This window comes from Rhizobiaceae bacterium (genome assembly GCA_023953845.1).
In the GTDB taxonomy this organism is placed as follows: Bacteria; Pseudomonadota; Alphaproteobacteria; order Rhizobiales; family Rhizobiaceae; genus Arvimicrobium.
In genome coordinates, this window is record JAMLJC010000001.1 from 2,202,426 (window position 1) to 2,223,124 (window position 20,699).

Genomic DNA, 20,699 nt, shown 5'->3' on the forward strand with positions numbered 1-20,699 from the left:
ACCATGGCTTCCGCCGCTGGAAAGAGTGCCGTGCCTGCCGCTGCGGGTCTTGCCTGCGACGTGCTTGTCGAGGCCGGCGACTGGCCCGGCGAAACGGCGCTTCGGGTCATTGCCGACCATGCTATCGGCGCCGCGATCGCCGAACTCGGGATCAAGGGCGCGGAGAGCGAGGTGAGCCTCGTCTTCACCGACGATGCGCATATCCGCGAGCTCAACGCCGGGTGGCGTGGCAAGGATAAGCCGACCAACGTGCTGTCCTTTCCGGCCTTTCCCGTGACCCGTGGAAGCCGGGACCTGCCGCCCTTGCTGGGCGACATCGTTCTTGCCTTTGAGACGGTCGCGAAGGAGGCTTCCCTGGAAGAAAAGCCTTTCGAGCACCATCTCAGTCATCTTCTCGTGCATGGCATGCTGCATCTTCTGGGCTACGACCATGAGAGCGACGACGAGGCCGAGGAGATGGAGGAGCTTGAGAGGCGGGCGCTGGCAAGGCTTGCCATCGGCGATCCCTATGCGTAACAGGAAACGGTTTTTGGCCGAGAAGAGATGAACGAACCCAGCCAGTCCCCGGTGCTTGAAACCGGCGGCGACGCCCAGTCCCCCAAACCGGGAGACGGGCCGAGTAGAAGCGCGGAACAGTCTGCCGAACGCCCGTCCCTTCTGGGACGCCTCGCCGGATTGTTCCGCAACCGAAACGGCTCCTCCCTGAGGGAGGAGCTGGCCGACGCTCTCGCCGAGACCCAGGCGGACGACGATGCGGAGGCATTTTCGCCCGGCGAGCGGGCGATGCTCAACAACATATTGCGCCTGCGAGAGGAACGCGTCGAGGACGCGATGATCCCGCGCGCCGACATCGAGGCGATCGAACTTTCGACCACGCTCGGCCAGTTGATGGAACTGTTCGAGGAATCCGGACATTCGCGCATGCCGGTCTACGCCGAGACGCTGGACGACCCGCGCGGCATGGTCCACATCCGCGACGTGCTCGGCCACATCACGCGGCAGGCGCGCGTGAAGAAGCCGCGCCGTTCGAAGAAGGCGGCGGCTGGCGAGTCGGCGGAAGCGCAGCCGGCGTTGCAACTGCCGTTCGATCTCGGCAATGTCGATCTGACCAGGACGATCGGCGAACTGAATCTCATCCGCCCGGTGCTCTTCGTGCCGCCCTCCATGCTGGCCTCCGACCTGATGGGGCGCATGCAGGCGCAGCGCATCCAGATGGCGCTGGTGATAGACGAGTATGGCGGCACTGATGGCCTCGTCTCGCTTGAGGACCTTGTCGAGATGGTCGTCGGCGACATCGAGGACGAACATGACGAGGACGTGCCGCTGATCACCCAGACGGGCGACGGCGTCTTCGTCGTCGACGCCAAGGCCGAGATCGACGATGTCGCGGAGAAGATCGGCGCCGCCTTCTCGGCCGGCGAGCATGCCGAGTCGGTCGATACGATCGGCGGCCTGCTGTTCAACGCGCTGGGGCGCGTGCCTGCCCGCGGCGAGGTGGTGCAGGCCATCCCCGGTTTCGAGTTTCACGTGCTCGACGCCGATCCGCGCCGGGTCAAGCGCGTCCGCATCGTGCAGGACCTGCGCGGCGAGCGCCGCCGCAAGGCGCAGACCGCCGAACAGCCGAGCGGTTGATCCGGCCGGAAATCTCCGGTCACCCGCGAACGCGCCGCCGCATTGGTCGCCCGCCGGGTTGCTGGTACAGCTAGGTCCTCTGATTCGCTCAATCCGGACCTGTCATGGAGCGCCTGGCCGGCAAGATCATTTTGCTGTGGGGGTGGCGGCGCACGCTGGTTGCCTTTCTGGCCGGGGCATTCGGCGTCCTCGGCCACGCGCCCTACGATTTCTTCGCGGCGGGATTCGTCTCGTTTCCGCTTCTGGTTTGGCTGCTGGACGGCGCCACGGCCTCCCCGTCGGCCGGCCGGCTGCGCGGGCTCGTCCCCGTTTTCGCCACCGGCTGGTGGTTCGGCTTCGGCTATTTTCTGGCGGGTCTCTGGTGGGTCGGCGGCGCACTGCTGGTCGAAGCGGATGCGTTCGCCTGGGCGCTGCCGCTGGCGGTGCTCGGGCTGCCGGCGCTGCTTGCCTTCTTCTATGCCTTCGCCGCCGTGCTGGCGCGGCTGGTCTGGACGGGAGGGGTAGGACGGATCGCCGCTCTCGCCATGGCCTTCGGCGTTGCCGAGTGGCTGCGGACAGTGCTTTTCACAGGCTTTCCATGGAACCCCGTCGGCTTTCTGGCGATGCCTGTTCCGCTGCTCATGCAGTCCGTCTCGGTCGCCGGCTCGATGGGTATGAACGTACTGTCGGTGTTCGTCTTCGCCATACCGGCCCTGCTGGCGGCGCGGCGGGACCGCGCGCCCGGCTTCGCCCTCGCGGCGCTGCTGGTCGCGGCGCATGCCGGCTTCGGCCAATGGGCGCTGTCGCGGCCGGCTCCGGCGGACGCGCCCGGCCTGAATGTCAGGATCGTGCAGCCGTCGATCGACCAGAGCGAGAAATGGGACAAGGGCGTGCGCGACCGCATCTTCCGCACCCTGCTCGACCTTTCCGCCGCGCCGGCCGCCGAGGGCAGGGCGCGACCCGACCTGATCGTCTGGCCGGAAACCTCCATCCCCTTCCTGCTGACCGACCGGCCCGACGCGCTGGTGGCGCTCGGCGAACTGCTGATGCCGGGCCAGATGCTGCTTGCCGGCGTCGTGCGCGAGGAGGGAGCCTCGTCGTCGGAAAGCGAGGCGCGCTACTACAATTCCGTCGTGGCGATCAACGACGCGGGCGAGATCGCCGATGCCGTCGACAAGGTGCACCTGGTGCCCTTCGGCGAATATCTGCCGTTCCAGGAGACGCTTGAGGACCTCGGCTTCCAGAAGGTCGTGGCGCTGCCGCTGGACTTCTTCGCCGGCACCGAGCGGCATGCGATCACGCTGCCGGGCGGCGCAAGGGGCGTGCCCTTCATCTGCTACGAGATCATCTTTCCGGAACTGGTCGCGGCCGATGCCGGGAACGCGAATGTCATCGTCAGCGTGACCAACGACGCCTGGTTCGGCGACACGGCCGGCCCGTACCAGCATTTCCGGCAAGCGCAGATACGCGCGGCGGAAAACGGCATTCCGGTGCTGCGCGCCGCCAACAACGGCATTTCCGCGGTCATCGATTCGCGGGGCGAGGTGCTCGACGCGCTGGCCATCGACGCGCGCGCCTCGATCGACGCTTCGGTGAAGCTCGACCGCAGAAATCCGCCGCTCGGCGATCCTGCGCGGAACGGACTGATCATCCTCGGCGTTTTCGCGCTGGCCTCCGTGGGATTGCGCATTGCAAGGCGCGACCGGCTGAATTGACAGCACGGCTTGCGCGAACCCATAGTGCGCGCCGTCGCATGTCTCGCGGCCAGTGGAAATACAGCCCGCGCGCGCAGCGGGTTGCAACTGCAACCAACGGAACGACCCGCCGAGCCGGGGAGGCAGATGGACAGAGTGAAGAAACCCAACCCGATCGATGTGCATGTGGGCGCCCGCATCAAGCTGCGCCGGAACATGCTCGGCATGAGTCAGGAGAAGCTCGGCGAAAGCCTGGGAATCACCTTTCAGCAGGTGCAGAAATACGAAAAAGGCACGAACCGCGTCGGTGCCAGCCGCCTGCAGGACATCGCCTCGATCCTGAGCACGCCTGTCGCCTTCTTCTTCGAGGACGCGCCGAACCGGGAAAGCACGTCCATGCCGTTGCGCGCCGAAGAGGCGCCGAACGCCATGGCGATGGAGTTCTGCTCCACGGCGGAGGGCCTCGCGCTCAACCGCGCCTTCATCAAGATCACCAATCCGAAAACCCGGCGACGGATCATCGACCTCGTCAAGAGCATCGCCGAAGACGAGGACGAGTGACGCCGCCGGCGGCGGCCGCCCCTCCCGTTCGCACATTTTCCTTCTGAGAGAACTCAGATTCCGCGGCAAAAGGGTTTTGCGGCATGGCGATCCTTGACGCGGGTTGGCTTGTTTCGCTAACACGGCGCGCCGATGGGTCCGGCCGCAAAAGATCCGTTTCGAGAGGGACAGCCCGTGCCACGCCAGAACTATCTCTTCACCAGCGAATCCGTGTCCGAAGGTCACCCCGACAAGGTGTGTGACCGCATCTCCGACGAGATAGTCGATCTGGTCTACCGCGAAGCCAGGAAGTCAGGCATGAACGCATGGGACGTGCGCGTCGCCTGCGAGACGCTGGCGACCACCAACCGCGTCGTCATCGCGGGCGAGGTCCGCGTGCCGGATACGCTGCTCAAGAAGGGCAAGGACGGCAAGCCGCTGAAGGACGCGCAGGGTCATCCCGTCATCAATCCCTCGAAATTCCGCTCGGTGGCGCGCAAGGCGATCCGCGATATCGGCTACGAGCAGAGCGGCTTCCACTGGAAGACGGCGAAGATCGACGTGCTGCTGCATGCCCAGTCGGCCGACATTGCGCAGGGCGTCGACAAGGCGCAGGACGCCAACACAGAGGGCGCGGGCGACCAGGGCATCATGTTCGGCTATGCCTGCAGCGAGACGCCGGACCTGATGCCGGCGCCGATCTACTACAGCCACAAGATTCTCGAACTGCTGTCGAAGGCGCGCCGCGCGGGCGTAGGCGATGTCGGCAGGCTCGGCCCCGACGCCAAGAGCCAGGTCACGGTAAAATATGTCGACGGCAAGCCGGCGGCGGTGACGCAGATCGTGCTGTCCACCCAGCATCTCGATTCGTCCTGGGATTCCAGGAAGGTGCGCAAGGTGGTCGAGCCCTTCATCCGCGAGGCGCTCGGCGACCTGGAGATCGCCAAGGACTGCAACTGGTACATCAATCCAACCGGAAAATTCGTCATCGGCGGTCCCGACGGCGATGCCGGCCTGACCGGTCGCAAGATCATCGTCGACACCTATGGCGGCGCGGCTCCGCATGGCGGCGGCGCGTTCTCGGGCAAGGATACGACCAAGGTCGACCGCTCGGCCGCCTATGCGGCGCGCTACCTCGCCAAGAACGTGGTTGCGGCGAAGCTCGCCGAGCGCTGCACCATCCAGCTCGCCTACGCCATCGGCGTGGCCCAGCCGCTGTCGATCTATGTCGACCTGCACGGCACCGGCAAGGTGGACGAGGCGGCGCTGGAGAAGGCGCTGCGCGAGGTCATGGACCTGTCGCCCTCGGGCATCCGCCGGCACCTCGACCTGAACAAGCCGATCTACGCCAAGACGACGGCCTACGGCCATTTTGGCCGCAAGCCGGGCCGCGACGGTTCCTTCTCCTGGGAGAAGACCGATCTGGTGAAGCCGATCAAGCAGGCGCTTGCCGCCTGATCGCGGCAGCGGCGCCGCAATGACGGAAGAAACCCGGCGCCAGCGCTCGACGGAGGCCTTTTTCGGCCGGCGTCACGGCAAGTCGATACGCTCCGCCCCTGCCAGCGCGCTGGCGGAGCAGCTTCCGCACTACCGCGTCGAACTGAAGAACGACGCGCCGCAGGACATACGCGCGCTCTTCTCGGCTCCGGTATCGCGTGTCTGGCTGGAGATCGGCTTCGGCGGCGGCGAGCACCTTCTGCATGAGGCGCGGCGGCAGCCGGATATCGGCTTCATCGGGGTCGAGCCCTTCGTCAATGGCATGGCGAAATTGATGGTGGCGCTGGCCGCCGAGCCCTTGCCCAATCTCCGCATATATGACGATGACGCGACGCAATTGCTCGACTGGCTGCCGGCGTCCTCCATCGACGGGATCGACCTTCTCTATCCAGATCCATGGCCGAAGAAGCGGCACTGGAAGCGTCGTTTCGTCAACGAAACGAACCTCGACCGCTTCGTACGGGTGATGAAGCCGGGCGCGCTCTTCCATTTCGCGTCCGATATCGACACCTATGTGAACTGGACGCTGCTCCATTGCCGCGCGCATGCCGATTTTGAATGGACGGCACGCTCGGCTGCCGACTGGTATACGCCCTACGAGGCATGGCCCGGCACGCGCTACGAGGCCAAGGCGCTGCGCGAGAGGCGTCGGCCGGCGTATCTGACATTCAGGCGGCGCTGAGCCGAAGGATCGCGCAAAGCGAGGCGGAGAGGGGCTATCCGATACTTTCCGGAAACCGCACGCTGACCTTCAAGCCGTGCCCCTCGCGTCCCTCGGCCAGGTCGAGCCGGCCGCCGAAGAGCCGCGTGATCTCTTCCACGATCGGCAGGCCGAGACCCGCGCCGGCCTTGCTTGAGCCACGGGCGAACCGTTCCAGCACGCGTTTCCGCTCCTCCGGCGAAAGGCTGGGCCCGTTGTCCTCGACCGTCAGCGCCACGCCATCTTCGCGGCGCACGGCGACCGTCGCTTCCGCGCCGGCTCCCGCATAGGCGATGGCGTTGCCGATGAGATTGTCGAGAAGCTCGCCAAGGAGCAGCATGTCGCCCCGGATCATGCAGGAGTCGTCGCCTTCGAAGCCGAGATCGACGTTTTCGTTCCGGGCGCGCATGAAATGTTCGACCGTCCGCTCGCGGGCCAGCGCGGTCAGGTCGAGTGTCTCGAAGGCGGCAAGCCGCTCCGAATCGGCGGCATCGATTCGCGCCAGAAGAAGCAGTTGCGACAGCACGCGCTCGGCATGCGCTACGGCTTCGTCGCCGGCCTGCGCCGCCTGCCGCGCCGCTTCCACCGTGGGCGCCCGCGCGGCGAGCGCGAGCTGCGTGCGGACGATGGCCATCGGCGTGCGCAACTGATGGCTGGCGTTTCCGGTGAAGTTGCGCATGGCGGCCAGCGCCGAGCCCAGCCGGGCCATGAAGGAATTGACCGTTTCCACCAGACCCAGCACCTCGGAGGGCACGGCCTGGTCGATGGGCTGGAGGTCGTCCGGGCTGCGTTCCGCGATCGCGTCGCGCATGCGGTAGAGCGGCCGCAGCGAAACGCTGACGGCGACCCACACCAGCGCGGCCGCGCAGACGATCAGCGCGCCGAGCCGGATGGCGGAACGGATCAGGATGGTGCGGGTGAGCTGCGCACGCGCGATGGTCGTCTCAGCGACCGTGACGACATAGGGAATCGAACTCGCGCCGGTCGAGGCCGAGCGGGCGAGCGCGGCCACGCGGATCTGCTCGCCCTGAAACGAAGCGTCGGCGAAGGCCGTCGTCTCGCGGGCGGGGGCGCCGACGGTCGGGAGATCCTGATAGCCGGTGATGAACGTGCCGGGCGGGCCGTCGACGCGGTAGAAGACGCGATCCTGCGCGGCCGAGGTCAGCATCTCCAGCGCCACATAGGGCACGTCGACCTCAAGCCGGCCGTTCTCGCCCACCACCACGCGTTCGGCGATCGCCAGCGCCGAGCCGGCAAGCACGCGGTCGGAAACGGCGTCCGCCGTCCTGTCCGCCTCGCGGTAGGAATCGATGAGCGCGACGAGGCCGATGACGATCAGCGGCGCCAGCAACAGCGCCAGCAGCCGGCGGCGGAGGGAATACGCGCCCGCCCGCCGCTTCATTCCGGCTTCGCGGCTTCGAGATAGTAGCCGATGCCGCGCGCCGTCCGCACCGTCAGGCCGTAAGGCGCCAGCCGCTTGCGCAGCCGGCTGACGTACTGCTCGATGGCGTTGGCGCTCAGATCGTCGTCGAAGCTGGCGAGGGATTCGATGATCGCCTGCTTCGGCACCACCTTGCCGGCGCGCACGAACAGCGTCTCCAGCAGGCTGCGCTCGCGCGCCGGCATGTCGAGCGGCGAACCCTGCGACATGAACGAGCGCGTGTTGAGGTCGAGCGTGATCGATCCGTGCGAAAGCACGGCGGATTTCAGCCCGGCCTGCCGGCGCAGCAGCGTGCGCACCCGCGCCTCCAGTTCGTCGACGTCGAACGGCTTGGTCAGATAGTCGTCGGCGCCGAGGTCGAGGCCGCGCACGCGGTCCTCCAGCTCGCCGCGCGCCGACAGCACGAGCACGCTCGCCTGCATCGCGCGCCCCCGCAGGGCTTTCAGCACCTCGAGTCCGTCCATGTCGGGAAGGTTGAGGTCGAGGATGACGAGGTCGAAGCGCTCGGCGGCAAGCACGGCGAGCGCCGAGGCTCCGTCGCCGACGGCGTCCACGGCGTAGCCGCCGCCCTTGAGCACGGCGGCTAGGCCGCCGGCCAGCGCCGCACTGTCTTCCACGATCAGGATGCGCAACGTGTCCTCCCGGCGCGACTCTATCCGCCATCGCCGCTGTTGTGAACAAGAGCCGGGCGGGGCATGCTGACGGCCATGCGCCGTCTTGCCGCCGCCATGCTGCTGTTTTCGATCGCCTCAACCGCGAAAGCGGAGGAAACGGTCTTCCCGGCGCTCGACGGCAATCAGGGCGGCCGGGTGCTCACCGTCTATTCGGCCCTCGACACGCCCGTCGCGAAACCGATCGTCGCCGGCTTCCAGGCGGCGAATCCCGATGTCGCCGTGCGCTACGAGGAGCTGCTCACCTCCGATATCTACGACCGCATCGTCGCCGAGACGGATGCCGGGCGGCCGACCGCCGATCTCGCCTTCTCCTCGGCGATGGATCTTCAGGTGAAGCTCGCCAATGACGGCTATGCGCAGGAAAGCGAGCTGCCGATGAGCGCCCGCTGGCCGCGCTGGGCGAACTGGCGCAACACCGCCTATGCGCTGACCTTCGAGCCGGCCGTCTTCGTCTACCACAAGCCGAGCTTCCGCGAGGCTCCGCCGCCGGCCACGCGCGGGCAGTTCGTCGGCTATCTCAAGGAGCAGGGCGACCGCGTTTTCGGCCGCATCGCCACCTACGACATAGAACGCTCCGGCGTCGGCTTCATGTTCATGTCCCGCGATCAGGAGCAGTTTCCCGATATCTGGTCCGTCGTGCGCGCCATGGGCGGCGCGGGCGTAAAGCTCTATTCGACGAGCTCGGCCATCCTCGAACGCATTGCCGACGGCCGCTTCGTGCTGGGCTACAACATCGTCGGTTCCTATGCCGCGGACTGGGCGGCGCGTGACCCCGACATCGGCATCGTCCTGCCGAAGGACTACACCATCGTCATGTCGCGTATCGGGCTGGTGCCGAAGGCGGCGCGGGAGCCTGATCTCGGCCGGCGCTATCTGGAGTACATGATGTCGGCCGAAGGTCAGAGCCTGATGGCGCGGGAGCTCCATATCGCCGCCGTCAACCCGGACGTGTCGGGCGACAACACCGCGAACTCCATGCAGGCTGCGATGGGCGCGCAACTGAGGCCCGTGCCGGTGAGCCCGGGCCTCATGGTCTATCTCGACCAGGTCAAGCGCTCGCGCATGATCAAGCGCTGGAACGAGGCGCTGCGCGGACAATAGAAATCCGCCAGTAGAAATGATCGGCGATGTCGGGCATCATCGGGAAGTGTCAGGCAGATGTCAGCTTGGCGCGCTAGTTTCAATGCGGGTTCCGGCTGTTGGAGGCGGCCGGATCGCACCGGTGGGAGGAGCAGCTTTCGGACATTCTCGGTCGCGCTGTGCGCGCGGTGCCGGTTTTGGTCCGATGTCATCCTGATCCCTGGCCGCAGCAACTCCGGCAAGCGCGTCTCGCGCGAGGCCGGCATCGATCGTCCGGCAGCTCCAGATGCCGGCGACAAACGGGAGACATCGAACGATGAAGAAATTCCTTTGGGCATCGATCATCAGCGCGGCGCTTGCCCTGCCGGCCATGGCCGCCGACTACAAGATCATGGCGCCGGCGGCCCCGGGCGGCGGCTGGGACCAGACCGCCCGCTCCATGCAGAGCGCGCTGCAGGACGAAAAGATCTCGGACAGCGTGCAGGTGACCAACGTTCCGGGCGCCGGCGGCACCATCGGTCTCGCGCAGTTCGTCAACCAGGCCGGCGGCGATCCCACCCAGCTCATCGTCGGCGGCTATGTGATGGTCGGCGCGATCCTCACCAACAATTCGCCGGTCACGCTCGATCAGGTGACGCCGATCGCGCGCCTCACCGGCGAGTACGAGGCGATCGTCGTTCCTGCTGCCTCCGACATCAAGGACATGGCCGGTCTGGTCGAGAAGCTGAAAGCCGATCCAGGCTCGGTGTCCTGGGGCGGCGGTTCGGCCGGCGGCACGGATCACATCACGGCCGGCCTGATCGCCAAGGCGTCCGGCGTCGATCCGACCAAGGTCAACTATATCGCCTTCTCCGGCGGCGGCGAGGCGCTGGCCGCGATCCTCGGCAACCAGGTGACGGTCGGCATTTCCGGCTACGGCGAATTCGCCGAGCAGGTGAAGGCCGGCACGCTGCGCGTCATCGGCATCTCGTCGGACGAGCGGGTCCCGGGCATCGACGCGCCGACCTACAAGGAGGGCGGCGTCGACGTCTCCATCCAGAACTGGCGCATGGTCGCCGCCGCGCCCGGCATCACCGACGAGCAGAAGGCCGCCATCATCGCTGACATCGAGAAGATGGTGAACTCGGCGACGTGGCAGAAGACGCTGACCGACAAGGGCTGGGCCAACACCTATCTGGCCGGCGACGCCTTCGCCGAGCAGCTCAAGAAGGATACGGAGGCTACCGCCGGCATCCTGAAAGACATCGGTCTGGTGAAATGAGCGACGTCGAGCGCTCGAACGGACAGCGCCGCCCCGACAGGGCGGCGCTTGTCATCGCGGCGCTTCTGGTGCTCGCCGCGATCGCCATCGCTTATTCGACATCGCAGACCGGAAGCGTCGCCGGCTATTCTCCGGTAGGACCGAAGACCTTCCCGTACATCATCGCCATCGGCCTGTTCGGGCTCGGCGTGCTGACCGCCATCGAAGGCTGGCGCGGCGATTTTCCCGAGCGCGAGCCGCAGGCGATCGCGCCCATGGCATGGATCATCGGCGGGCTGGCGATCCAGATGCTGACCATGAAGACGGTCGGCTTCTCCATCGCCACCGGCCTGCTCTTCGCCGCGACGGCAAAAGGCTTCGGGCGCGGACCGCTCTATCTTACGGTGCCGGCCGGCATCGTCTTCGCGTTCATAGTCTGGTTCATCTTCGCCAAGGGCCTGCAGCTCAGTCTTCCCGCCGGGCCGCTCGAGAAACTGTTCTAGACTGTTCTGGGGAGTGGGCATGAACACGTTCGAGCTGCTTGGTCAGGGCCTCCTGACGGCCATGCAATGGTCGAACCTGCTTTACGCGCTGATCGGCGTGACGCTCGGCACCGCCGTCGGTGTGCTGCCGGGCATCGGGCCGGCGCTGACCGTCGCGCTGCTCCTGCCGGTCACCTACAAGCTCGATCCGGCCGGTTCGCTCATCATGTTCGCGGGCATCTATTATGGCGGCATGTATGGCGGCTCGACCACGTCGATCCTGCTCAACACGCCGGGCGAGAGCGCCTCCATCGTCACCGCGCTGGAAGGCAACAAGATGGCGCGCAAGGGGCGCGGCGGCCCGGCGCTCGCCACAGCCGCCATAGGCTCCTTCATCGCCGGCCTGATCGCCACGCTGGGGCTGGCCTTCATCGCGCCTTCGGTGGTGAAATTCGCGCTGTCCTTCGGCCCGGCGGAGTATTTCGGCCTGATGCTGCTGGCCTTCATGACCGTTTCAGCCGCCTTCGGCGATTCCACCCTGCGCGGGCTCACCTCGCTCTTCATTGGGCTGGCGCTGGGCCTGATCGGCATCGACCAGCTTACCGGGCAGACCCGGCTCGCCATGGGGCTACCGAACCTCTTCGACGGCATTTCGGTGACGACTCTGGCCGTGGCGCTCTTCGCCATAGGCGAGACGCTGGCGGTGGTGTCCGCGAAGCATCTCGCCGACGAGAAGATCGAAGCGGTCAAGGGCTCGGTGATGATGACGAAGGAGGACTGGAAGCGCTCCTGGAAACCGTGGCTGCGCGGCACGGCGATCGGCTTTCCGATCGGCGCCATGCCGGCCGGCGGCGCCGACGTGTCGAGCTTCCTGTCCTACTCGGCGGAACGCAATTTCTCGAGGCATCCGGAGGAGTTCGGCCATGGCGCCATCGAGGGCGTCGCGGGACCCGAGGCGGCGAACAACGCGTCGGCCGCCGGCACGCTGGTGCCGCTGCTGACGCTCGGTCTGCCGACGACGGCCACGGCGGCGATCATGCTCGCCGGCTTCCAGCAATTCGGCCTGCAGCCGGGGCCGCTGCTCTTCATCAGCAATGCGCCGCTGGTCTGGGGCCTGATCGCCAGCCTGCTGGTGGCCAACCTCATGCTTCTGGTGCTGAACCTGCCGCTGATCGGGCTGTGGGTGAAGCTGCTGACGATCCCGAAGCCGTGGCTCTATGGCGGCATCCTGGTCTTCGCCACGCTCGGCACCATCGGCGCCGACGGCTCGACCTATTCGCTGTTCGGGGTTCCGATATCGTTCGGGCTGGGCCTGCTGATGCTTTTCGGCATCCTCGGCTACGTACTGCGCCGCTTCCACTATCCGATCGCGCCGGTGGTGGTCGGTCTTATCCTCGGGCCTATGGCGGAGAAGAGCCTGCGTCAGGCGCTGCAGATCAGCCAGGGCAACCCGCTGGCGCTGTTCCACTCTTGGATCGCGGTGCTGCTATGGGTGCTGGCGCTGACGGCCGTGTTCCTGCCCATGTATCTGCGCTATCGCGGCAAGGGCAAGATGCTCGCCCAGATCGCCGGCGATACGGATTGATGCGAAACGGCACAGGGCGCGGGGTGCTTGTACCCGCGCCGATGTCATACGCCGTTTCCGCCTAGTGCAGGCGGATCTCGCGAAAACGCTTCGGGTCGATGCCGAGGCCGCGGAGATTGTGCGCTGCCGGCTGCCTGCCGATGCGGACGGCAGCCGAAACGGCTACCGCATCGCCAACGACCGCGAAGAACTGGCGAAGGGCGCTGGGCTTGCTGGACATGTGTTCCTGTCTTTCCGGTGCCATTGTGCACCGCAACAAAGATAGGATCGCGCGAAGGCTTGTGTCAGAGGCAAAAGCGCACGGCAGGCATGCCACAGGCGCATGGCGTCGTCATGACGCGTATGCTATATTGTCATGACATCATGGAGCGCGACATGAACCTGCAGATCAGGGACCCGAAAGCGCGGGAATTGGCGGAAAAGCTCGCCGCCCGACGCAATGTGACGATGACGGAAGCCGTCATCGGGGCGCTGGAGGCCGAGTTGAAGCGCGAATCGGCCAGTTCATCAACGAAACTTGGCGTCGCCGATCTGGTGAAGGAGCTTCGCGATATGGCGAAGCCCGGCGGACGGGATATGACCAAGGAGGAGATAGACGCGATGTGGGGGCACGATTAGGGTCCGATCCATGTTCGTCGACAGTTCCGTTGTTGTGGCGATCCTTTCCGACGAAGACGACGCGGAACAGTGGTTGGAGCTGTTGAGGACCGCCGAGACCAAGGCGACGTCCGCGGTCGTCATGCTCGAGTCGGTCATGAGGCTTTCCAGCAAGCTTCGACTCGAACCACTCAGGATTGAATCCGTGGTGCTCCGCTTCTTGGAGCGTTTCGGCATCGTGATTTCGCCGATCGGCGCGGCGGAATGCAAATTGGCCATCGAGGCGTTTTCGCTATACGGCAAGGGGCGCGGCCATCCTGCCCAGCTCAACCTCGCGGATTGCCTGTCCTATGCCTGCGCCAGGAACCTGAATATCCCTCTTCTCTACAAAGGGAACGACTTCGCCCGGACGGACATGGCCTGACGGCGCGCAACCTCCTTGCACTTTCCTCGCCGACGATCTATATCAGCTTCAAATTCTTGGTCGGTATGACGAAGAGTGGGTCCACCCGGTCCCGCTCTTTTTTGTTACCCGGCCTCCCGTTCCGGAGATTCGATGAACGAGCAGGCAGTGGCGCACGACGCAGGCGACGACCGCATCATCCGCGAGAGCGGCATCGATGCGCGCATCGCGCTGATCGTCGGCCCGGTGCTGCGCGGGATCGGCTACCGGCTCGTCCGCGTCCGCCTGTTAGGGCAGAACGGTCTGACATTGCAGATCATGGCCGAACGCGAAGACGGTACCATGGACGTCGAGGGCTGCGAGGAAATCAGCCGGGCGCTGTCGCCGGTGCTCGACGTCGAGGACCCGATCGAGAAGCAGTATCACCTCGAGGTTTCATCGCCGGGCATCGACCGGCCGCTGGTGCGGAAGTCGGATTTCGCCGCGTGGCAGGGTCATTTGGTGAAGGTCGAGACCTCGATCCTCGTCGGCGACCGCAAGCGCTTCCGCGGAAAGATCGCGGCGGCCGACGATGACGGCGTCGAGATCACCCGCGACCAGCCCGCCTATGGCGAGGCGCCGACCGTGAAGGTGCCTTTCGAGGCGATCTCCGAGGCGCGGCTGGTGCTGACCGACGACCTGATCCGTGACGCTCTGTCGAAGGATAACCGGGCGCGCAAGGAAGCGAAGAAGCATCGCGGCGAGGCCGAAGAAGCGGCCGACGACGCGGAATGAACCGGAAGATGCGGGCGCCGTGAGTGCCTGTGAACTGTCAGGGAGATGAAAATGGCAGTCAGTGCGAACAGGCTTGAGCTGCTGCAGATCGCCGATGCGGTCGCGCGCGAGAAGTCGATCGACAAGCAGATCGTGATCGCCGCCATGGCCGATGCGATCCAGAAGGCCGCGCGCTCGCGCTACGGCCAGGAGACCAACATCCGCGCCGACATCAACCCGAACACCGGCGAGATGAAGCTGCAGCGGCTGATGGAAGTCGTCGAGACGGTCGAGGACTACGACAAGCAGATCTCCGTCGAGGATGCCCGCCGCCGCAATCCCGACGCCGAGCCGGGCGACTTTATCGCCGAGCAGCTTCCGCCGATGGATTTCGGCCGCATCGCCGCCCAGTCGGCCAAGCAGGTGATCGTGCAGAAGGTGCGCGAGGCCGAGCGTGACCGGCAGTTCGACGAATACAAGGATCGCATCGGCGAGATCGTCAACGGCACGGTGAAGCGCGTCGAATACGGCAACGTCATCGTCGATCTCGGACGCGGCGAGGCGATCATCCGCCGCGACGAGCTGATCCCCCGCGAGAACTACAAGTACGGCGACCGCGTGCGCGCCTATGTCTACGACGTGCGGCGCGAGCAGCGCGGCCCGCAGATTTTCCTGTCGCGCACCCATCCGCAGTTCATGGCGAAGCTGTTCACCATGGAAGTGCCGGAAATCTACGACGGCATCATCGAGATCAAGTCGGTGGCCCGCGACCCTGGCAGCCGCGCCAAGATCGCCGTCATCAGCCGCGACTCCTCGATCGACCCGGTCGGCGCCTGCGTCGGCATGCGCGGCAGCCGCGTTCAGGCTGTCGTCGGCGAGTTGCAGGGCGAGAAGATCGACATCATCCCGTGGTCGCCCAACGCGGCCTCCTTCATCGTCAATGCGCTGCAGCCGGCCGAGGTGGCCAAGGTGGTGCTGGACGAGGACGCGGAGAAGATCGAGGTGGTGGTGCCGGACGATCAGCTCTCGCTGGCCATCGGCCGTCGCGGCCAGAACGTGCGTCTCGCCTCGCAGCTCACCGGCTGGGACATCGACATCCTGACGGAGGAAGAGGAGTCGCAGCGCCGCCAGAAGGAATTCGTCGACCGCTCGAAGCTCTTCATGGATGCGCTGGACGTGGACGAGATGGTCGCCCAGGTGCTGGCCTCAGAGGGCTTCACCAGCGTCGAGGAAGTGGCATACGTCGACCAGGGCGAGATTTCCTCCATCGACGGCTTCGACGAGGACACCGCCACGGAAATCCAAAACCGCGCCCGCGACTATCTGGAGAAGATCGAGGCGGAGCACGACGCCGCGCGCACCAAGCTGGGCGTCAAGGACGAACTGCGCGACATTCCGGGCATCACCACCGCCATGATGGTCAAGCTCGGCGAGGACGGCGTCAAGACGATCGAGGATTTCGCCGGCTACGCATCCGACGACCTCGTCGGCTGGAAGGAGCGCAAGGACGGCGAGACCAAGACCTACAAGGGCGTTCTCGACGAGTTCGGCCTGAGCAAGGCCGATGCCGAGCAGATGATTTTGGCGGCGCGTCTCAAGGCTGGCTGGATCAACGAGGATGATCTCGCCGCCGAGGACGAAGACGCCGAAGCCGTCGGCGCCTGAGATGAACCGGCGCGGAGACGTCCTTGGACGAGATGAACGATCGCACCTGCATCGTCACGCGCAGGACTGCCGCGCCGGATGAACTGATCCGGTTCGTGGTCGGACCGGATTCGTCCGTCGTTCCCGACCTCAAGAGAAATTTGCCGGGCCGCGGGTGTTGGGTCACGGCCGATCGTACCCATATAGACAAGGCGGCCGCCAAGCGGCTGTTCGCGCGCGCCTTCAAGCGGGACGTGGTCATTCCGGCCGATCTCGGCGGCATGGTCGACGGCCTTCTGGTGAAATCCGCGCTGGGTGCGCTGGGCCTCGCCCGCAAGGCCGGCGCGGTCGCGATGGGCGCCGCCAAGACCGAGGCCGCCGTGCGTTCCGGCAAGGCGCTTGCCGTCCTTCACGCCCATGAAGCGGCCGGGGACGGGCAGCGCAAGATCGCGCAGGCGCGCCGCGCGACCGTCCATCTGGGTGGCCCGGACATCCCCGCCTACAAACTTTTCGCGGAAGCGGAAATGGGTTTGGCATTGGGGGGGACAAATGTGATACATGCAGCGCTTCTCGCGGGCGACGCGGGAAAGGCTGCGTTGAAGCGCATGGTTGCGCTCGACCGGTACCGGGGCGGATCTCCGGAGGAAATCGCAGCGGTTGCGGCGGCTGGCGATGACGATGTTGCCGCAGAGGATACGGAATGAGTGATAGCAAGTCAGGCGACGACAAGACGTTGACTGTGAACAAGAAGACGACCCTGACCCTGAAGAGGCCGGAACAGGGGACGATCCGGCAGAGCATGTCGCACGGTCGTTCGAACTCCGTCGTTGTCGAGACGAAGAAGCGCAAGTTCGACATGCCGGGCGCCAAGCGCGAGCCGGTGCAGGTCGTCACGTCGCTGAAGCCCAGGACGCCGCAGCCGCAGCCCCAGGTGCAGCCACGCGAGACCCCGCGTCCGCAGCCCGACCGCTCGGGCATGGTTCTGAACCAGCTCTCGACCGAGGAGCTGGAGGCGCGCCGCCGCGCGCTCGAAGGCTCGAAATCGCGCGAGAGCGAGGAGCGCGCCCGCATGGCCGAGGAGGCCAAGCGCCGCACTGCCGAGGAAGAGCGCCGCCGCCGCGAGCGCGAGGAATCCGCGCGCCGTCAGGCCGAGGAGGAAGCGCGCATCAAGGCCGAGGCGGAATCGCGCCGCCGCGCCGAGGAAGAAGCGCGCCGCCGTGCGCCGACAGCCGACAGCCGCCAGCTCGCCGATGAAGAAGAGGTGGAAGAGAAGCGCCCGGCCGCACGCAGCACCAGCGCGGCCCTGCCGCCGAAGCGCATCGTCAAGCCGGAGATTGCCCGCCCGACCCGCGCCAAGGGAGACGCCGACCGGCGCCAGGGCAAGTTGACCGTGAGCGCTGTCACGTCGTCGGAAGACGGGGATTCCGCGCGTGGCCGTTCCATCGCCTCGATGCGCCGGCGCCAGGAAAAGTTTAAGCGCGCCATGTATCAGGAGCAGCGCGAGAAGATCGTGCGCGAGGTGACGATCCCGGAGACCATCACCATCCAGGATCTCGCCAACCGCATGTCCGAGCGCGCGGTCGACATCGTCAAGTTCTTCATGAAACAGGGCCAAATCCTGAAGCCGGGCGACGTCATCGACGCCGACACGGCCGAACTGGTCGCGTCCGAATTCGGCCACACCGTCAAGCGCGTCGCCGAGTCCGACATCGAGGAAGGCCTGTTCAACATTCCGGACCGTCCCGAGGACCTCGTGTCGCGGCCGCCGGTCGTCACCATCATGGGCCATGTCGACCACGGCAAGACGTCGCTGCTGGACGCCATCCGCAACGCCAACGTCGTGTCGGGCGAGGCGGGCGGCATCACCCAGCATATCGGCGCCTATCAGGTCGAGAAGAACGGCCAGAAGATCACCTTCATCGACACGCCCGGTCACGCCGCCTTCACGGCGATGCGCGCCCGCGGCGCGCAGTCGACCGACGTCGCGGTGCTGGTGGTGGCGGCCGACGACAGCGTCATGCCGCAGACGATCGAGTCGATCAACCATGCCAAGGCGGCCGGCGTGCCGATCATCGTGGCGATCAACAAGATGGACAAGCCGAGCGCCGATCCGCAGAAGGTGCGCACGCAGCTTCTGCAGCACGAGGTGTTCGTGGAATCCATGGGCGGCGAGGTGCTCGACGTCGAGGTTTCGGCCAAGACCGGCGCCGGGCTCGACAAGCTGCTCGAGGCGATCCTGCTGCAGGCCGAAATCCTCGACCTGAAGTCCAATCCGGACCGCACTGCGGAAGGCGTCGTCATCGAGGCGAAGCTCGACAAGGGCCGCGGTCCCGTCGCCACCGTCCTGGTCCAGACCGGCACGCTGCTGCCGGGCGACATCATCGTCGCCGGCAACGAGTGGGGTCGCGTCCGCGCCCTCGTCGACGATCGCGGCAGGCATGTCGAGGAAGCCGGCCCGGCCATGCCGGTCGAGGTGCTCGGCCTGCAGGGCACGCCGCAGGCAGGCGATCGCTTCGCGGCCGTCAACAACGAGGCGCGCGCCCGCGAGATCACCGAGTACCGCCAGCGTCTGGCCCGCGACAAGGCGGTCGCCAAGCATGCCGGCCAGCGCGGCTCGCTTGAACAGATGATGTCGCAGCTCCAGACCAGCGGCCTCAAGGAGTTCCCGCTGATCATAAAGGGCGACGTGCAGGGCTCCATCGAGGCCATTTCGGCGGCGCTCGACAAACTTGGCACCGACGAGGTGCGCGCCCGCATCGTGCACTCGGGCGCGGGCGCCATCACCGAGAGCGACGTCACGCTGGCGGAGACCTCGGGCGCGGCCATCATCGGCTTCAACGTGCGTGCCAATCCGCAGGCCCGTCAGGCGGCCGAGCAGGCCGGCATCGACATCCGCTACTACAACATCATCTACAACCTCGTGGATGACGTGAAGGCGGCCATGTCGGGCCTGCTCTCGCCGGAGCGCCGCGAGACCTTCCTCGGCAATGCGGAGATCCTCGAGGTTTTCCACATCACCAAGGTCGGCAAGGTGGCGGGATGCCGCGTCACGGAAGGCCGCGTCGAGCGGGGCGCGGGCGTCCGCCTGATCCGCGACAACGTGGTGATCCACGAAGGCACGCTGAAGACGCTGAAGCGCTTCAAGGACGAAGTGTCCGAGGTTCCGGTCGGCCAGGAATGCGGCATGGCCTTCCAGAACTACGAAGACATCCGCCAGGGCGACATCATCGAGTGCTTCCGCGTCGAGATGGTGACGCGCACGCTGTAGGGCGTTTGCCCCGATCGATCGAAGCGGCAGTCGTGAGGCTGCCGCTTTTCTGTTATCCTCAAAGCCCGGCGCAGTTCGATCCCGCGCCGGGCAAATTCGGACCGATGCCATGTCCAAGTCAAACAATGCAGGCCCCTCGCAACGCATGCTTCGCGTCGGCGAACAGGTGCGCCATGCGCTTTCCGACATGCTGCAGCGCGGAGAGGTGCGCGACGACCTGATCGAAACGACCGTCATCTCGGTTTCGGAGGTGCGCATGTCGCCCGACTTGAAGATCGCCACCGCCTTCGTCTCGCCGCTCGGTGCGAAGGACGACGCGGCGGTGGTCGATGCGCTGAACCGCAACGCACGTTTTATCCGCGGCCGTGTGTCGCCGGCGCTGCGCCAGATGAAATACATGCCTGAATTCCGGTTCAGGCTGGATACCAGCTACGACAATATGGCGAAGATCGACGAACTGCTGCGCTCGCCCGAGGTGGCGCGCGATCTCGACAAGGACAGTGAGGACTGATGTCGCGCCCGCGCAAGAAGAAGGGACGTCCGGTCTCCGGCTGGGTCATCCTCGACAAACCGGTCGGCATGGGATCGACTGAAGCCGTATCCAAGGTGAAGTGGCTGTTCCAGGCGGAGAAGGCCGGCCATGCCGGCACGCTCGATCCGCTGGCCTCGGGCATGCTGCCGATCGCGCTCGGCGAGGCGACCAAGACGGTGCCCTATGTGCAGGATGGCGCAAAGGTTTACCGTTTCACCGTTGCCTGGGGCGAGGAGCGCTCCACCGACGACCTCGAAGGTCCCGTGACCCGGCACTCCGCCGCTCGTCCGTCCGAGGCGGAAATCCGCGCGCTGCTGCCGAAATACACGGGCGTCGTCCTGCAGGTGCCGCCGCAGTTCTCCGCCATCAAGATCGCCGGCGAGCGCGCCTACGATCTGGCGCGCGAGGGCGAGACCGTGGATATCCCGGCGCGCGAGGTGGAGATCGGCCGGCTCGACATCGTCAAGCATGACGCAGACCGCACGGTCTTCGAGATCGAGTGCGGCAAGGGCACCTATGTGCGGTCGCTCGCCCGCGACATGGGCCGGGACCTCGGCTGCTTCGGCCATATCGCCGAACTGCGCCGCGTCGAGGTCGACCCCTTCACCGAGGAGGACTTCGTCACCATCACGGAACTGGAGGCCGCGCGCCCCGCCGACGAAGCCGCGGACGACGACGCGCCGAAGCCGTCCGCCTATCGCGACTATTCCGCGCTCGACGCGCTGCTGCTGGATACGGTGGCGGCGCTCGACTGCCTGCCGCAGATCGCCCTGTCGGATGACGCCGCGCAGAAAGTCCGTCTCGGCAACCCCATCATCGTGCGCGGCCGGGACGCGCCCGTCGAGGCCGACGAGGCCTGCGTGACGGCGCGCGGAAAACTTGTTGCCATCGGTGCGGTGGAAGCGGGTATGTTCAAGCCGAAGCGGGTGTTCGCGGGATAGATTCGGGCGCACGGTGC

At 66.2% G+C, this 20,699-nt stretch carries 21 protein-coding genes; 18 read left to right on the top strand and 3 right to left on the bottom strand.

Annotated elements, in window-relative coordinates; all coding sequences use genetic code 11:
- Positions 1-3 precede the first annotated feature (3 nt).
- The 6 genes from ybeY (at position 4) to M9955_10765 (ending at position 6,024) form a co-directional block, all read left to right on the top strand.
- Entirely contained in the window at positions 4-516 is a 513-nt protein-coding gene (gene ybeY / locus M9955_10740; GenBank protein ID MCO5082118.1) for an rRNA maturation RNase YbeY, read from the top strand.
- A gap of 27 nt (positions 517-543) precedes the next feature.
- A complete protein-coding gene (locus M9955_10745) occupies positions 544-1,632 on the top strand; it encodes a hemolysin family protein (GenBank protein ID MCO5082119.1) in 1,089 nt (362 codons plus the stop codon).
- Between the two features lie 104 nt (positions 1,633-1,736).
- The gene (gene lnt, locus M9955_10750) at positions 1,737-3,326 is read left to right on the top strand and encodes an apolipoprotein N-acyltransferase (GenBank protein ID MCO5082120.1); all 1,590 of its coding nucleotides are present in this window, start codon (positions 1,737-1,739) and stop codon (positions 3,324-3,326) included.
- A 126-nt stretch (positions 3,327-3,452) separates the two neighbouring features.
- On the top strand, positions 3,453-3,866 hold the full coding sequence (locus tag M9955_10755; GenBank protein MCO5082121.1) for a helix-turn-helix transcriptional regulator: 414 nt from the start codon (positions 3,453-3,455) through the stop codon (positions 3,864-3,866).
- 132 nt (positions 3,867-3,998) lie between these two features.
- Positions 3,999-5,303 carry a methionine adenosyltransferase gene (gene metK, locus M9955_10760; GenBank protein MCO5082122.1) on the top strand — a complete coding sequence of 435 codons (1,305 nt, stop codon included), beginning with the start codon at positions 3,999-4,001 and terminating at the stop codon, positions 5,301-5,303.
- 19 nt (positions 5,304-5,322) lie between these two features.
- Complete coding sequence (locus M9955_10765) at positions 5,323-6,024, top strand: tRNA (guanine(46)-N(7))-methyltransferase TrmB (protein ID MCO5082123.1); 702 nt, start codon at positions 5,323-5,325, stop codon at positions 6,022-6,024.
- Positions 6,025-6,058: 34 nt separating this feature from the next.
- On the opposite strand, the gene M9955_10770 is transcribed toward M9955_10765, so the two are convergent.
- Positions 6,059-7,444, bottom strand: a complete 1,386-nt coding sequence (locus tag M9955_10770; protein MCO5082124.1) for a sensor histidine kinase N-terminal domain-containing protein — start codon at positions 7,442-7,444, stop codon at positions 6,059-6,061.
- Complete coding sequence (locus tag M9955_10775) at positions 7,441-8,115, bottom strand: response regulator transcription factor (protein MCO5082125.1); 675 nt, start codon at positions 8,113-8,115, stop codon at positions 7,441-7,443. Before M9955_10775 ends, M9955_10770 begins: the two co-directional genes overlap by 4 nt.
- A gap of 96 nt (positions 8,116-8,211) precedes the next feature.
- On the opposite strand from M9955_10775, the gene M9955_10780 reads away from it, so the two are divergent.
- The 4 genes from M9955_10780 (at position 8,212) to M9955_10795 (ending at position 12,544) form a co-directional block, all read left to right on the top strand.
- Positions 8,212-9,258 (top strand): ABC transporter substrate-binding protein, encoded by a 1,047-nt coding sequence (locus tag M9955_10780; protein MCO5082126.1) that lies wholly within the window; start codon positions 8,212-8,214, stop codon positions 9,256-9,258.
- 295 nt (positions 9,259-9,553) lie between these two features.
- Positions 9,554-10,498, top strand: a complete 945-nt coding sequence (locus M9955_10785; protein MCO5082127.1) for a tripartite tricarboxylate transporter substrate binding protein — start codon at positions 9,554-9,556, stop codon at positions 10,496-10,498.
- Positions 10,495-10,980 (top strand): tripartite tricarboxylate transporter TctB family protein, encoded by a 486-nt coding sequence (locus tag M9955_10790; protein MCO5082128.1) that lies wholly within the window; start codon positions 10,495-10,497, stop codon positions 10,978-10,980. Before M9955_10785 ends, M9955_10790 begins: the two co-directional genes overlap by 4 nt.
- A 19-nt stretch (positions 10,981-10,999) precedes the next feature.
- Complete coding sequence (locus tag M9955_10795; protein MCO5082129.1) at positions 11,000-12,544, top strand: tripartite tricarboxylate transporter permease; 1,545 nt, start codon at positions 11,000-11,002, stop codon at positions 12,542-12,544.
- Positions 12,545-12,605: 61 nt separating this feature from the next.
- On the opposite strand, the gene M9955_10800 is transcribed toward M9955_10795, so the two are convergent.
- Positions 12,606-12,764: a hypothetical protein gene (locus M9955_10800; GenBank protein MCO5082130.1), complete on the bottom strand. Its 159-nt coding sequence runs from the start codon at positions 12,762-12,764 to the stop codon at positions 12,606-12,608.
- Between the two features lie 113 nt (positions 12,765-12,877).
- Here M9955_10800 and M9955_10805 point away from each other — a divergent pair, with 113 nt between their 5' ends.
- The 8 genes from M9955_10805 (at position 12,878) to truB (ending at position 20,682) form a co-directional block, all read left to right on the top strand.
- Complete coding sequence (locus M9955_10805; protein ID MCO5082131.1) at positions 12,878-13,162, top strand: type II toxin-antitoxin system VapB family antitoxin; 285 nt, start codon at positions 12,878-12,880, stop codon at positions 13,160-13,162.
- Between the two features lie 10 nt (positions 13,163-13,172).
- Positions 13,173-13,565 carry a type II toxin-antitoxin system VapC family toxin gene (locus M9955_10810; protein ID MCO5082132.1) on the top strand — a complete coding sequence of 131 codons (393 nt, stop codon included), beginning with the start codon at positions 13,173-13,175 and terminating at the stop codon, positions 13,563-13,565.
- A gap of 132 nt (positions 13,566-13,697) precedes the next feature.
- A complete protein-coding gene (gene rimP / locus M9955_10815) occupies positions 13,698-14,318 on the top strand; it encodes a ribosome maturation factor RimP (GenBank protein MCO5082133.1) in 621 nt (206 codons plus the stop codon).
- A 51-nt stretch (positions 14,319-14,369) separates the two neighbouring features.
- Positions 14,370-15,962 carry a transcription termination factor NusA gene (nusA, locus tag M9955_10820; GenBank protein ID MCO5082134.1) on the top strand — a complete coding sequence of 531 codons (1,593 nt, stop codon included), beginning with the start codon at positions 14,370-14,372 and terminating at the stop codon, positions 15,960-15,962.
- 32 nt (positions 15,963-15,994) lie between these two features.
- Entirely contained in the window at positions 15,995-16,645 is a 651-nt protein-coding gene (locus tag M9955_10825; GenBank protein ID MCO5082135.1) for an RNA-binding protein, read from the top strand.
- Positions 16,642-19,209: a translation initiation factor IF-2 gene (gene infB, locus M9955_10830; GenBank protein MCO5082136.1), complete on the top strand. Its 2,568-nt coding sequence runs from the start codon at positions 16,642-16,644 to the stop codon at positions 19,207-19,209. Before M9955_10825 ends, infB begins: the two co-directional genes overlap by 4 nt.
- Positions 19,210-19,318: 109 nt before the next feature.
- Entirely contained in the window at positions 19,319-19,720 is a 402-nt protein-coding gene (gene rbfA, locus M9955_10835; GenBank protein MCO5082137.1) for a 30S ribosome-binding factor RbfA, read from the top strand.
- Positions 19,720-20,682: a tRNA pseudouridine(55) synthase TruB gene (gene truB / locus M9955_10840; GenBank protein MCO5082138.1), complete on the top strand. Its 963-nt coding sequence runs from the start codon at positions 19,720-19,722 to the stop codon at positions 20,680-20,682. The genes rbfA and truB overlap by 1 nt, the downstream gene beginning before the upstream one ends.
- The last annotated feature ends 17 nt before the right edge of the window (positions 20,683-20,699 follow it).

Excerpts from the sequence above, each read along its gene's own strand:
- M9955_10790 (MCO5082128.1), top strand. The coding sequence starts at position 10,495 with ATGAGCGACGTCGAGCGCTCGAACGGACAGCGCCGCCCCGACAGGGCG.
- M9955_10755 (MCO5082121.1), top strand. The coding sequence starts at position 3,453 with ATGGACAGAGTGAAGAAACCCAACCCGATCGATGTGCATGTGGGCGCC.
- rimP (MCO5082133.1), top strand. The coding sequence starts at position 13,698 with ATGAACGAGCAGGCAGTGGCGCACGACGCAGGCGACGACCGCATCATC.
- lnt (MCO5082120.1), top strand. The coding sequence starts at position 1,737 with ATGGAGCGCCTGGCCGGCAAGATCATTTTGCTGTGGGGGTGGCGGCGC.
- infB (MCO5082136.1), top strand. The coding sequence starts at position 16,642 with ATGAGTGATAGCAAGTCAGGCGACGACAAGACGTTGACTGTGAACAAG.
- M9955_10780 (MCO5082126.1), top strand. The coding sequence starts at position 8,212 with ATGCTGCTGTTTTCGATCGCCTCAACCGCGAAAGCGGAGGAAACGGTC.
- M9955_10765 (MCO5082123.1), top strand. The coding sequence starts at position 5,323 with ATGACGGAAGAAACCCGGCGCCAGCGCTCGACGGAGGCCTTTTTCGGC.
- M9955_10795 (MCO5082129.1), top strand. The coding sequence starts at position 11,000 with ATGAACACGTTCGAGCTGCTTGGTCAGGGCCTCCTGACGGCCATGCAA.
- metK (MCO5082122.1), top strand. The coding sequence starts at position 3,999 with ATGGGTCCGGCCGCAAAAGATCCGTTTCGAGAGGGACAGCCCGTGCCA.
- truB (MCO5082138.1), top strand. The coding sequence starts at position 19,720 with ATGTCGCGCCCGCGCAAGAAGAAGGGACGTCCGGTCTCCGGCTGGGTC.
- M9955_10825 (MCO5082135.1), top strand. The coding sequence starts at position 15,995 with ATGAACGATCGCACCTGCATCGTCACGCGCAGGACTGCCGCGCCGGAT.
- M9955_10805 (MCO5082131.1), top strand. The coding sequence starts at position 12,878 with ATGACGCGTATGCTATATTGTCATGACATCATGGAGCGCGACATGAAC.
- M9955_10745 (MCO5082119.1), top strand. The coding sequence starts at position 544 with ATGAACGAACCCAGCCAGTCCCCGGTGCTTGAAACCGGCGGCGACGCC.
- M9955_10810 (MCO5082132.1), top strand. The coding sequence starts at position 13,173 with ATGTTCGTCGACAGTTCCGTTGTTGTGGCGATCCTTTCCGACGAAGAC.
- ybeY (MCO5082118.1), top strand. The coding sequence starts at position 4 with ATGGCTTCCGCCGCTGGAAAGAGTGCCGTGCCTGCCGCTGCGGGTCTT.
- nusA (MCO5082134.1), top strand. The coding sequence starts at position 14,370 with ATGGCAGTCAGTGCGAACAGGCTTGAGCTGCTGCAGATCGCCGATGCG.
- M9955_10800 (MCO5082130.1), bottom strand. The coding sequence starts at position 12,764 with ATGTCCAGCAAGCCCAGCGCCCTTCGCCAGTTCTTCGCGGTCGTTGGC.
- M9955_10785 (MCO5082127.1), top strand. The coding sequence starts at position 9,554 with ATGAAGAAATTCCTTTGGGCATCGATCATCAGCGCGGCGCTTGCCCTG.
- M9955_10770 (MCO5082124.1), bottom strand. The coding sequence starts at position 7,444 with ATGAAGCGGCGGGCGGGCGCGTATTCCCTCCGCCGCCGGCTGCTGGCG.
- rbfA (MCO5082137.1), top strand. The coding sequence starts at position 19,319 with ATGTCCAAGTCAAACAATGCAGGCCCCTCGCAACGCATGCTTCGCGTC.